At 58.8% G+C, this 11997-nt stretch carries 13 protein-coding genes and 2 pseudogenes; 3 read left to right on the top strand and 12 right to left on the bottom strand.

Annotation, left to right across the window (positions count from 1 at the left end):
• The first annotated feature begins 72 nt into the window (after positions 1-72).
• Positions 73-309 carry a hypothetical protein gene (locus tag FHX09_RS06690; RefSeq protein WP_183719349.1) on the top strand — a complete coding sequence of 79 codons (237 nt, stop codon included), beginning with the start codon at positions 73-75 and terminating at the stop codon, positions 307-309.
• On the opposite strand, the gene FHX09_RS06685 is transcribed toward FHX09_RS06690, so the two are convergent.
• Positions 292-474: a hypothetical protein gene (locus FHX09_RS06685; protein ID WP_132588909.1), complete on the bottom strand. Its 183-nt coding sequence runs from the start codon at positions 472-474 to the stop codon at positions 292-294. The genes FHX09_RS06690 and FHX09_RS06685 overlap by 18 nt on opposite strands.
• A gap of 134 nt (positions 475-608) precedes the next feature.
• Here FHX09_RS06685 and FHX09_RS06680 point away from each other — a divergent pair, with 134 nt between their 5' ends.
• Positions 609-899, top strand: a complete 291-nt coding sequence (locus FHX09_RS06680; RefSeq protein ID WP_132588910.1) for a DUF982 domain-containing protein — start codon at positions 609-611, stop codon at positions 897-899.
• A 1017-nt stretch (positions 900-1916) separates the two neighbouring features.
• On the opposite strand, the pseudogene FHX09_RS29690 reads toward FHX09_RS06680, so the two are convergent.
• The 6 genes and pseudogenes from FHX09_RS29690 to FHX09_RS06650 form a co-directional block, all read right to left on the bottom strand.
• Positions 1917-2141, bottom strand: a pseudogene (locus FHX09_RS29690) (Na+/H+ antiporter NhaA); the annotation flags it as partial.
• A 421-nt stretch (positions 2142-2562) separates the two neighbouring features.
• Positions 2563-2850, bottom strand: a complete 288-nt coding sequence (gene gatC, locus FHX09_RS06670; RefSeq protein WP_132588911.1) for an Asp-tRNA(Asn)/Glu-tRNA(Gln) amidotransferase subunit GatC — start codon at positions 2848-2850, stop codon at positions 2563-2565.
• A 20-nt stretch (positions 2851-2870) separates the two neighbouring features.
• Positions 2871-3188, bottom strand: a pseudogene (locus tag FHX09_RS29440) (trypsin-like peptidase domain-containing protein); the annotation flags it as partial.
• Positions 3189-3359: 171 nt separating this feature from the next.
• Complete coding sequence (locus tag FHX09_RS06660) at positions 3360-4115, bottom strand: ETC complex I subunit (RefSeq protein WP_165933064.1); 756 nt, start codon at positions 4113-4115, stop codon at positions 3360-3362.
• A gap of 72 nt (positions 4116-4187) precedes the next feature.
• Positions 4188-4697, bottom strand: a complete 510-nt coding sequence (locus tag FHX09_RS06655; protein WP_132588914.1) for an Hsp20/alpha crystallin family protein — start codon at positions 4695-4697, stop codon at positions 4188-4190.
• A gap of 93 nt (positions 4698-4790) precedes the next feature.
• A complete protein-coding gene (locus tag FHX09_RS06650; protein WP_132588915.1) occupies positions 4791-5267 on the bottom strand; it encodes an Hsp20 family protein in 477 nt (158 codons plus the stop codon).
• 217 nt (positions 5268-5484) lie between these two features.
• Between FHX09_RS06650 and FHX09_RS06645 the strand changes: the two genes are divergently transcribed.
• Positions 5485-5709 (top strand): hypothetical protein, encoded by a 225-nt coding sequence (locus FHX09_RS06645; RefSeq protein WP_132588916.1) that lies wholly within the window; start codon positions 5485-5487, stop codon positions 5707-5709.
• A gap of 41 nt (positions 5710-5750) precedes the next feature.
• Here the strand turns inward: FHX09_RS06645 and FHX09_RS06640 are convergent, their stop codons facing one another.
• The 5 genes from FHX09_RS06640 to groES form a co-directional block, all read right to left on the bottom strand.
• Complete coding sequence (locus tag FHX09_RS06640) at positions 5751-7961, bottom strand: amylo-alpha-1,6-glucosidase (protein WP_183719351.1); 2211 nt, start codon at positions 7959-7961, stop codon at positions 5751-5753.
• Positions 7962-7977: 16 nt separating this feature from the next.
• Entirely contained in the window at positions 7978-9072 is a 1095-nt protein-coding gene (locus tag FHX09_RS06635) for a glycosyltransferase family 4 protein (RefSeq protein ID WP_183719353.1), read from the bottom strand.
• Positions 9073-9159: 87 nt separating this feature from the next.
• Positions 9160-9585 (bottom strand): hypothetical protein, encoded by a 426-nt coding sequence (locus tag FHX09_RS06630; protein ID WP_183719355.1) that lies wholly within the window; start codon positions 9583-9585, stop codon positions 9160-9162.
• Between the two features lie 331 nt (positions 9586-9916).
• Positions 9917-11545, bottom strand: a complete 1629-nt coding sequence (groL, locus tag FHX09_RS06625) for a chaperonin GroEL (protein WP_184449562.1) — start codon at positions 11543-11545, stop codon at positions 9917-9919.
• Between the two features lie 47 nt (positions 11546-11592).
• Positions 11593-11907, bottom strand: a complete 315-nt coding sequence (gene groES / locus FHX09_RS06620; RefSeq protein ID WP_132588922.1) for a co-chaperone GroES — start codon at positions 11905-11907, stop codon at positions 11593-11595.
• Between the last annotated feature and the right edge of the window lie 90 nt (positions 11908-11997).

Raw genomic sequence — 11997 nt, 5'->3', positions numbered from 1 at the left:
TAGTATCTGGGGAGAATCGACGGCGCTCGGCATCTGCGATCTGCAAGATGCCCCTCAGCTGGGATCGACAGGGTGGGCATCTTCAGCGAGCTTGAGTTCATGCCGGGCATCGTGCCGATGATGGAAATCGGCGCGCGCTATCACAACGAACAGAGCGCGTCACTCCAGCGTGCCAAGAGCCTCATCGCGTTGAACGGTAACCGCAGCCGCAGTGCGGGGCTGCCGAATATCCCACTTATTGCCCTTTCTCCGGACATGAATGCGTCGCGCGGCCTGTCCGAAAGTCCCGCTTCAAGTCAGCTGCGGTGACTGAAGGTCAAGCGTGAGTTGCTGGCCTCGGACTGTCGGTCGCGGGCGGCTGACATCGAGTTTACCGAAGACCCGCTTTCGCCTTTCGGCATCTCGCTCCCGCTCGGACCGGATGTTGGCAACCACAGCCAGGGCCTTCGCAATGACTTGTTCCGTATGGGTCATGAGAACCTCCGTCTGAATGTTCTCAGTTTGTTCTTATCTTGGCACGTCGTCAAACGTGATGTTGCGCAACGGCACTGGACGAAACGAATCGCTTTTCCATTTACTGGATTCTGTGATGTCAAGGGGTTTAGGAGATGGCCAGCGAGATTCCCGTTTTTATCAACCCGATGGAGGTTGGATTTGAAGGCAATACCGGCCGCTATCGGCATGCTGATACAGTCGAGGACCTCGCCGCCATTCTCCTAAGCAGCAAATGGGATTGGTCCAATGTCCCATCCTTCCATCACGCACTCATGTCGGTTCTGGAAGCCTTGGAATTCTATACGGACGCGGCAAGCGCTCGAGCGGCCTTCGTTGTAGCCGCCCACGAGGCAGGTCTTAAGGTCTTGCCGGATGACGCAGCAAAGGTGCGGAAGGCCGGCTGAAAAAGAGAGCCCTGCAGAGGGCAGGGCTAAAGAATGATGAGCAGTGCCCTAGAGCGGGCAACAAACGGACGATACGCCTCGCATTCGAGGCCTTCAAGGTAAGCAGTTCTCATCTTTGTTTCGTGACAAGCATCAATGATCAAATGTTCGCTGCTCAGCCAAGGGCATGGCTGCCGGCAGAGCGCGATGAGTAGGCGCCTTTCTCAGCCAAGAAAATGCAACGGCATGTCGGCTCCCGACCGCTGCAGTGGTTTCAAGATGACACTGCGTTTCGGGCTGTCTGATGAAGGCTCTGATCTCGTCGAGGCTCGTGGAAAAGAGAGGGGTTGGTCGAGCAACCTTGGGGACGTCCTGAAAAATAGAGCTTGTTTTGAGCCTTCGCCAAGGCCTCGCGGTCGTTCCACTACCAGCGCGCCTCCTCGGTGCCCGTTGTGCAAAGCGAAAGAGGGAAATTGCACTCAGCCGTGTTTGATGGATGGCTGCACTTTAGTGCCGTCTTAAATAAAATCGTTGCGTTATGCATGATATCGCGTCACGTTTGCTGGTGCCGCAAAGGATTTGACAACTAGTCGGCGCGCACGGGCGTCCTATTTTGAGGGAATGCGATGTCAATTGAAGGTCGGCGCGCAATTATCGCTAGGGCATTCAACCGTGCCAAAGAGGTTGGGCTGCCCTGGAGGGATCCGCGCAATTCGAAAGTTGGTTGGAGGAGTGGACAAAAGGCGCCATTGACATCCCGATCCTTCGACGCAGGTACGTCGAACTGCCGCGAGCGCGGGACATTGCATGGCGAAACAGACACGTCTTGGTGGAGTAGACGTATTTGAAAGGTCGTCTGAGGAGGGGACATTAATGAGTGATCGCGCGATTGGCTACTTGGTGGCGGCAGAAGTGTGTGCGCTGTTCTGGATTGCCATTGGAATGTTGGTGCTTGGGAGTATTTAGCCGTCTTCCAACGCGAGCGATGGCCGGAGCGGTTTGCAGGAACACTGGGCTGATACCCCAGCGCAGGAAGACTGCGCGCAGAACGGTGGATACAACTGATCCCATCAGAATTCCGATCTTGACGTGATCCTGCACGCTTGGATCGCTGAACGCCAGCAGGCCGATGAAAAGGGACATTGTGAGGCCGATACCACACAGCAGAGCAACTCCGGTCATCTGACCCCAACTGGCCTTTGCAGGAAGATCGGCCCGGCCAAGCTCTACCAGGACTGCCACCGTTCCCGGAACGCCGACCAGCGTCGAGGAACTGACGGAGAGTGGTCGAATGCGGCCCTTGGAACATGTCGAAGACATGGGGTCGCGCTCCTTGTGAGAGGTTGATCGAAGTCTCCGTCGATTTCGGGGGAACCCGCAGCACACGCTATCAACTTGACCCTAGGGTAACTGCTACTCGATTTCCAGAGAATTAGACCCCCTCAAGACCCAAAATGATTAGGGTGCGGTACTGCCTGACCGCGTGCGCTTGGGATCTTGCCAAACGGGACTTTCGTCATGACGCATCATTCGATCACAAACGAGATCGGCAAGTTTTTCGAAGCATCGGATGTGCGCAGGAAAATCTCTAGCCGCTGACACGCGGCACGCAAAGGCGCGCATCGTTTGGGGGCGATCGCCTGCCCCGACCGCCAAATGCTCCAAGGCCCGAGGCCGTCTCTGCTTACTCGAGAATCTTGGGGACCAGGAAGAAGTTGCGCTCACTGAGCGGTGCATTCGCCACGATCTCTTCGGCATTATTGCCTTCGGTCACGACGTCCTGGCGCATTTTCATGGTTGTCGGCACAACCGAGGTCATCGGAGGGATACCTTGGACATCAACCTCCAAAAGTTGCTCGACAAAGGTCAGAATTTCGTTCAGCTCGCCGCACATTTTTTCAGCCTCGTCTTCGCTGAGTGCGAGGCGGGCAAGGCGGGCAATACGTCTAACGGTCGCGATATCTATCGACATAGTCTGCGTCCGATTTGATGGCTGACCCCGATCAGCTTGCCGTCAAGCGTCATCAGCGCTCCGCCTGAATTGCCGGGATTGATCGAGGCATCGGTTTGGATGAAGTCTTCATAGCCTTCGATATTGAGCCCGCTGCGTCCGAGCGCACTGACAATGCCCGAGGTGACCGTCTGGCCGAGTCCGAATGGGTTGCCCATGGCGACGACATAATCACCGACCTTGAGAGCATCGGAACCTCCGATCTGGATCGCGGTGAGGTTCTTCGCGTCGATCTGCAGCAGCGCAATGTCGGTCTCCTTGTCGCTGCCGATCAGTTTTGCGAGCAGCTGCCGGCCATCGGCGGTCTCCTGGAGCGCAAGTTCGCTGTCATTTATGCCCGGCAGATCGAGCCTTAGCTTCGCACCACGGTTGAGGGCGCGGCAGCGCGCGGCTGCCGTAACAGCTAGCGCGAACTTGTTTGGCAGGATCCTCCGGCAATCGAAGCCGACATGTGGGTCCATGGGCGCACCTCACGCGGCTTTTCGACCGACCATACTATCGTCCCGCCTGTTCGCGGTTTCTCGGTCGAGCGCGAGCAGCGCCTCCTCGATCTCATGAAGGCGCGAGGACCGGTTGTTCTCCGGCGTGCCTTCGTTCATCGCGTGACTGGCTAGATATTCTGTCCAGGCCCAGTTCATCAGGATCGAACGCTTCGCTTCAAGGGACAGCGTTAGATCGCGGGCGACGCCTATCAGAAGTGACCACATCGACGGGCCGCAGGCATCGTCCTGGTTCGCCTTCCCATCCAGTGCCCGCCTATAGTTTTGCTGAAGCGCGGCAAGGCCAAGCCCCTCCAGTGTCGCATCAGCGAAGGCATCAGACGGTTGGTGCGACCGCTGGCCGATGCCTTGCTTTATCTGTGCAGCCGCTTTGCTTGGCTGGCGTTGCACCACGTAGGTAAGTCCCTGCCGCTCGGCATAGTGGATGGCGGATTCGAGCGTGAGGAATTTCAGCTTCACCTGGGTAAGCGTGTCGGCACTTCCCGTGTAGCCCATCAAAGGTTCGATGAATGGCGCGCTGCGGCGGTCGAAAACAAGCCGCCAGCCCTTCGTCCGCGCGGTCCCTGATGTTGTCACCGAGCGCGACGGTTTGAAGATCCGGGCAACGGCATTGTCGGGAAAACGTGAGTGCCCGAAACAAGGATGGCTCCACCGGTTGTCGTTCGAGACGCGCAAACCGGAAGCCGTTGCTATTCTCTCGTTATGTGTGTGTCTGACAGTCTCCATCATTTGTCCTCCCCATGTTGGCGAAGGATGCGCGGCCGCCGCCAGGTGGCCGGCGCCGCGCATTCGTCTCGATCAGCTCTTGATGGCGATGCGCTTGACCTGCGACTGCGCCTTCTCGGTCTTCGGCAAGGTGACAGTCAGCACGCCGTTCCTGAAGGTGGCGTCGACTTGGTCTTCCTTGACCTCGACACCGAGCGGAATGCGGCGCTCGAAGCGGCCGTAGTAGCGCTCGGAGAACTGCCGATCCTTATCCTCGCTCTCGGAGCGCTTTTCGCCCTTCAGCGTCAGCACGCCATCATTGAGCAGGACCTCGATGTCCTTCTCTTCAAGGCCGGGGACTTCGGCGGTCACCTTGATCTCCTTGTCGGCGTCGGAGATCTCGACACTCGGCCAGCCGCCCCTGAACGTGGCGCTGTTGCCGAAGGAAGGCAGGCCGGAGCCAAAGCCGCGGAAGACATCATCGAACAGACGGTTCACCTCGCGATGAAGCGACAGGAAGGGATCACGGTCGTCATCGCGCAAGAGACTTGGAACCTGGTTGCCATTGTTGCGGCCCCAGGGAATCAGATCACGAACACTCATGTTTCTTCTCCTTTCTGTTGGGTCGGTTGGCGAAGCTTTCCTCCCGGCTCCGGACCATGTCCGGTGCCTTGTTTGCGCTCTGCTGGGGAAGGCTTAAGCCGCCTGCTGCTTGGCCTCGATCTGCTTGGTCTCGGCCTTCGGCATTATCTGGCCCGTTCGGATCTCGATCTGGCGCGGCTTCATCTCTTCGGGGATTTCGCGCTTGAGATCGATGGTCAGCAAACCGTTGACGAGACCCGCACTCACGACCCTGACATGGTCGGCTAGTTCGAAGCGACGCTGGAACGAACCGCTGGCGATGCCGCGATGCAGATATTGGAGGTCATCGCCGCTTGCCTTCTGTCCCGAGACGATGAGCATGTTCTGCTCTTGGGTCATCGCCAGTTCGTCCTTTGAGAAGCCCGCCACTGCCATGACAATGCGGTAATCATTCTCGCCAGCTTTGACGATATCGTAAGGCGGCCAACTGTCGCTCGTCTCGGCGCGGCTTGCAGCCTCGAGCGCGTTCAACATCCGGTCGAAGCCGATGCTCGACCGGAATAGGGGGGAGAAATCGAGGTTTGTCCTCATAGCCATATCCTCCTTATAAGCAACATGGATACAAGGAGACGCCAAGAGCGACCGGCGTCTCCTGGACCTTATGTCGATCCCCATTGGGCAATCGACTAATATTGATATAATTCAGGGAGTTAATGTTTCAAGGGGAGTGGATTTTCTCGGTGGAAAAATTGAATTTTTCCGAGGCGCCACCATATTTGAGCCGAGGTATAGAAAGGGAGCAGTGGCTATGCCCATGACTTCAGACCACGTCATTGCCGTCCTTGGGCCTGCCGACGAAACGCTGGTGGCCGAGGTCATCGCGACAGGTGCTACGCAGGCTGAGCTTGCCGAGGCATTTGCGTGGGCCAGCAACGACGAAGCCTTGTTGGGTGAAGGCCGGCATCTGCCGACAGGCAAGGTTGCCGCGCTCGTTGATCTGCTGTCTGCCGACCAGGAAGAGCAGGACAAATAGCATGGTTGGGACTTGACCGCCGGAGCGGTCGATCCAACCGGTCATGCCGTCGTGAGTACGCGGATATCGCCCTTGCGATCGATCACGTCCACCACGACATTGCGACCGGAGCGTCGAATGGCAATATCGGCCGAACCATTGCCGATCAGCAGGTGCCGCAACGTGACCTCGTCGAGGAAGCTCGGAAGCCGCGGTTCGTTCAAACTGATCTGCAAGGCGTTCGGATCGAACTCGAGACCGAGGCACGATCGCAACAACGACAAAGGCGTTGCCGCCGCCCATGCCTGCGGCGAGCAGGCGACCGGATAGAAGGTCGGTCCCTGCGGGCGCCTGCGCGGCAGGCCGCAGAAGAGTTCGGGAAGCCGCCGCAAGTCGATATAGGTCGAAGCGGCAAATAGTCCCTCGAAGATCCGCGCGGCTTCAGCCCGATAGCCATAGCGAGCAAGACCGCTGGCGATCAGAGCATTGTCATGCGGCCAGATCGAGCCGTTGTGGTAGCTCATGGGATTGTAGCGCGCCTCTGTGGAGGCAATAGTGCGGATGCCCCAGCCACAGAACGATGAGGCACTCATCAAAGTAAGGGTGAGCTGTGCGGCCCGTTCGGGATAGGCGATGCCGGTGTACAGGGCATGGCCGGCATTGGAGGAGCGGACCCTGCAGGGTCGCTTGTCCCCGTCGAGCGCCAGCACGTATGTGCCAAGTTCCTCGTCGAAGAAGCTCGTATCGAAGGCGCGACGCAGGCCCTCCGCCCGCGCTAAGAAGCCGGCGGCCCGTTCCGGCCGGCCGAGGACGAGAAAGATCTCGGCCGCCGCATGCCAGGCGCCATAGACATAGGCCTGAACTTCGGCGATCGCGATCGGACCCTTGGCCAGCGTACCGTCCGCGTGGAAAATGGAGTCGTGGCTGTCCTTCCATGCCTGGTTAACCAACCCTTCTTCCGTCTGCCGCCCATATTCAATGAAGCCGTCGCCGTCGCGATCGCCATGGTCGTCAATCCATGTCAGTGCGGCTTCGATATGCGGCTGGAGACGGTCGATGGTTAAAAGATCACCAGTTCGTCTGAGATATTCGCCGGCCAGCATCACGAACAAAGGCGTCGAATCGATGCTGCCATAGTAGCGGCGAAAAGGAACCTCGCCGAGCTCGGCCATTTCGCCACAGCGCACCTCGTGCAGGATCTTGCCGGGTTCCGCATCCGCGACTGGATCGATCTCCGCTGCCTGGTTGGCTGCCAAGTGGCCAAGAACTCCGCGGGCGACCTCCGGGTCCAGCCAGAGCGTCTCCAGCGCCGTAATCAGAGCATCGCGCCCGAAGACCGTGCTGAACCAGGGAATGCCGGCATAGGGATAGGGGCCTTCCGGCTTGTCGGTCATCAGCATGTAGAGGTCGGAGATGCTGCGTCGGGCGACTTCGTTGAAGATTTCGTTCGACGTTGCGATCGAGGCGGCGCGCGACGAAGAAGCGCGCAGGGCTCTGCGTGAATCCCGCAGGGCATGGAAAAACGAACGGTGGCCGGGTTTTCGAGGTTCCCTCTGGTCACAGCCGATTTCTATGAACAAAGAGCGGCTCTCATGCGGGGCCAAATGGAGATCATAAATGACATGGTCGGTGCCAAGTTCGTCCGGCTGCGGATCGAAGGAAAGCCGCGTCGATCGACCTCGGTTGTCGAGGCCGATATAGCAGAGAGAGACACAATCCTGCCCGATGACAGGGGAAAGATGGCGCCCTCCTTTCGCCCTGACCGTTCCGCGAACTTCGAACAGATCGGCGAAATCTGCTCCGAAAGCAATCTCGATACGAATAAGCTGCGGCCGGTCGTCAAAATTCCTTATCGATAGTCGCTCGTAGCAGTGAGCATTCCAGAGGAAGCGAGACCTGCGCAGGTGGATGAGGTCGTGGCCGAGGACAAGCCGTTCCTTGTCGTCGAAGAGGTCGGGATTGGTGAGATCGCAGGTGAGCGTCGCGTTGTCGTCGCGCAGTGCCGACGACAACAGCATCGGCCGCTTGCCGTTGATCGTCAGGGAGAGATGCGAGAGATATCGGGTATCGCAATGAAACAGGCCTTCCGGGCTGCCTGACCCGGAAACTGCGTCGCCATTGTGATCAAAGACGGCGAAGGTATCGCCGTGCTTGAGAGTGCGCGGCCGGCGCTCTTGCAGCGATGTGGTAGCCGGAATGAAAAATTGCGCGACCGGTGCCGCCGGGCCGGCCGATGCGGGCGCTGGACTGTTGCCTGCGGAAGCGATCGACATTGCTCCTCCTGAAGTCTCAGGCGACCACCTGCAGGTCGAGTGGCTGCCCATTCGACCGGCGAAGTGGAGCGGCTTTGGTACGGACGCCGGGTAGGTTGCGGTAGAGGTCGAGGTAGTCGCGCGCCATCCGTTCCGCGGTGAAGCGCTTCTCGAATGTGGCCCGCACTCTGCGGCGATCAATCCGAAGCGCCCATTCGACGTTCTCGGCCGCCTCGGTGACGCTGTCGACCATAAGGCCGGACACGCCGTTGTCGATCACCTCCGGAACCGAGCCGCAGCCGAAGGCGATGACCGGGGTGCCGCAAGCCATTGCCTCGATCATCACCAGTCCGAACGGCTCCGGCCAATCGATCGGAAAAAGCAAGGCTCCAGCATTTCCAAGGAACGCTGCTTTCTGATGCTCATTGATCTCGCCGAGGAACTCGACATTGGAATGACGTTTCACCATCGGCTCGACGACCGTTTCCCAGTAGGCCCGGTCGGCATTGTCGATCTTGGCGGCGATCTTCAGCTGCATGCCGACTTTTGCCGCGATCTCTATGGCGCGATCGGGTCGCTTTTCTGGCGAAATGCGCCCGAGAAACGCGAGGTAATTGCCCTTTGGTTTTTCCGTGAAGGGCAGCAGATCGGCGGGTAGACCGTGGTAAACCGTCCCCGCCCAGTTGACCGGTGGCATAGGCCGGCGCTGGTCATTGGAGATCGATACGAGCGGAATATCTGCGAAGGCCTGGTAGAAGGGCTTGAGATCCGGCAGATCGAGACGGCCGTGCAAGGTCGTCAACGTGCGGTCGGCAAAATCCCGGATCAGCGGGAAATGCAATAGATCGATGTGGAAATGCAGCACGTCGAACTCATGGGCGCGGCGGCGAATTTCCTCAAGCATCACGACCTGATGCGGCAGGTGGTCCTTGATCGCCGGGTTGAGCCGCAGCGCAAGGTCGCAGCAGGGCACCAGTCTTGCATCTGTGACGGAGTCGCCACTGGCAAAGAGCGTGACGTCATGGCCCTGTGCAACAAGCTCTTCGGTGAGATAGAAGACAATCCGCTCCGTTCCTCCATAGAGTTTGGGCGGAACGCTTTCGGCGAGCGGTGCGATCTGAGCGATCTTCATCGGCAAAACCTCCTCAAGTGAGCAAAGAATCGTCGGTAAAAATCTTCTCCGCGTCCGAAACAGGCACGCGGCGGTCAGAGGGAATGGCTAGATCTCGAATGGTTGCTTGCGACGCCCTCCTTTCCAGTAGCTGCACAGGCCGAAGCCGCCGCCAGATCGGTGCGACAGGGGTCTGCGGCGGCGGCTTTTGCTGTCATTAAAGAAAACCATAGGCTTCTGCGTCGACGTGCTTTGATCGTCATCATCGAGGGCCTTCAAGGCCGCAAGAACCTCATCATAGGCGACGATCCGTTGCGTACCCGGATAACTTCGCCAGGCCGGCATGGATTCGATTGCACATATATCGGACGCCCATGAGGCCAGAATGGCCCGCTTCTCGTCCTTGCTGATATTGCCCGCCATCAGCACGTCGCGGGGATGATCGAAATGCATTTCCGGGTGCAACAGATGAGCGGCGCTGGTCGCGGCTACGGCATCGTGCTGGGATTTAATATTGTTGCTGTCCTTTCTCATCTCCTGGCTCCATGGATAAATAGATGGCACCTGGATTCCTTTTTTCGCGGCTCAGTAAGATGCGCCGCGATCATCATGAGTTCTCGGTATCTCGGCTACTCTTATCGCCTCTGACAAAAGTGTGTCGCGGTCTCGCACGCCCTTATTGTATAATCTGGCGACCGTTATCGTCAGCGTTCCGATAGCGGTTGGATTGTCCGCTATGCCCGTCATCCGGACAATCTCCCTAAGGACACCTGCGCATAGACGTGCATCTTCTTTTGACGGCAAGCTCATGTTTTACTCCGCAGGTGGCTCGCCCCCTCGAACAGGGGCGAGCCAGAATGATCGTTTAGAAATCCATGCCGGCGCCGGCGGGGATCGCCGGAGCGGCTTCCTTCTTGGGCTTTTCGGCGATCATGGCCTCCGTCGTTACCAGCAGGCCGGCAACGGAGGCTGCATCCTGAAGCGCGGTGCGCACGACCTTGGCCGGATCGATAACGCCCTGCGCATAGAGATCGCCATACTCTCCGGTCTGGGCATTCCAGCCGTAGGAGAAGTCGGACTTTTCGCGCAGCTTGCCGACGATGATCGAACCTTCGGCGCCGGAATTCTCGGCGATCTGACGGACAGGTGCCTCGATTGCGCGACGGACGATCTCGACGCCGACCCGCTGATCCCGGTTGGCCGTGTTGAGATTGTCGAGCGCTTTGACGGCCCGCAGCAGCGCGACGCCGCCACCCGGTAGAATGCCTTCCTCGACGGCCGCACGGGTGGCATGCAGCGCATCGTCGACGCGGTCCTTCTTTTCCTTCACTTCGACTTCCGTCAAACCGCCGACGCGGATGACGGCAACGCCGCCGGCGAGCTTGGCGAGGCGTTCCTGCAGTTTCTCGCGGTCATAATCGGAGGTGGTTTCCTCGATCTGCGCGCGGATCTGGGCAACGCGGCCGTCGATCTCGGCCTTGGAGCCGACGCCATCGATGATCGTGGTGTTTTCCTTCTCGATCGCGATCTTCTTGGCACGGCCAAGCATGTTCAGCGTCACGTTCTCCAGCTTGACACCGAGGTCTTCGGAAATGACAGTGCCGCCTGTCAAAATAGCGATGTCTTCCAGCATGGCCTTGCGGCGGTCACCGAAGCCCGGAGCCTTGACGGCAGCGATCTTCAGGCCGCCACGCAGCTTGTTGACGACGAGCGTGGCGAGAGCCTCGCCTTCGACGTCTTCGGCAATGATAAGGAGCGGCTTGCCGGACTGCACGACGGCTTCGAGAACCGGTAGCATCGATTGCAGGTTCGAAAGCTTCTTCTCGTGGATGAGGATATAAGGATCCTCGAACTCGACGCGCATCTTCTCGGCATTGGTGACGAAGTAAGGGCTGAGGTAGCCGCGGTCGAACTGCATGCCTTCGACGACTTGGAGTTCGGTTTCGGCCGTCTTGGCTTCCTCGACGGTGATGACGCCCTCGTTGCCAACCTTTTCCATTGCCTCGGCAAGGTAACGGCCGATCTCTTCGTCGCCATTGGCCGAAATCGTGCCGACCTGGGCGATCTCCGAATTGTGGGAGATCTTGCGCGCGTTGGTCTTCAGTTCGTTGACCACGGCGTCGACGGCAAGGTCGATGCCGCGCTTCAGGTCCATCGGGTTCATGCCGGACGCCACCGCCTTGGCGCCTTCCTTGACGATCGCCTGGGCGAGAACGGTCGCGGTGGTCGTGCCGTCGCCGGCGCGATCATTGGTCTTGGAGGCGACTTCGCGCAGCATCTGGGCGCCCATGTTCTCGAACTTGTCTTCCAGTTCGATTTCCTTGGCGACCGAAACGCCGTCCTTGGTTATGCGCGGTGCGCCGAAGGACTTGTCGATAACGACGTTGCGGCCTTTCGGGCCAAGCGTCACCTTCACAGCATTGGCAAGCACATCGACCCCACGCAGCATGCGTTCACGGGCATCGGTGTGGAACTTGACTTCTTTCGCAGCCATTTCTTTAACTCCTCAATAGGCAGCTAATTTAACTGATCGGTCGGCCTTCAGGCGGCCTGCTTCTGCTCTGCCGGGGCTTCGATGATGCCCATGACATCGCTTTCTTTCATGATCAGCAGGTCTTCGCCGTTGATCTTGATCTCGGTGCCGGACCATTTGCCGAACAGGATGCGATCGCCAGCCTTGACGTCGAGCGGCTGGACCTGGCCGGCATCGTTACGCGCGCCGGGTCCGACGGCGATGACCTCGCCTTCCTGCGGTTTTTCCTTAGCGGTATCGGGAATGATGATTCCGCCCTTGGTTTTCTCTTCGGACTCAACCCGGCGGACAAGAATGCGATCATGAAGCGGTCGGAACGACATGTTTTCCTCCGATGGACAAACAATGATGACGTTGTTCCCCTGGCCGGACCGGATGACCAGTCCGGGTGGGTGCAAAACCTCAGTCGAGCG

This window comes from Rhizobium sp. BK538 (genome assembly GCF_014197575.1).
GTDB lineage: Bacteria > Pseudomonadota > Alphaproteobacteria > Rhizobiales > Rhizobiaceae > Rhizobium.
This window is presented reverse-complemented; position numbering and strand designations above follow the sequence as displayed.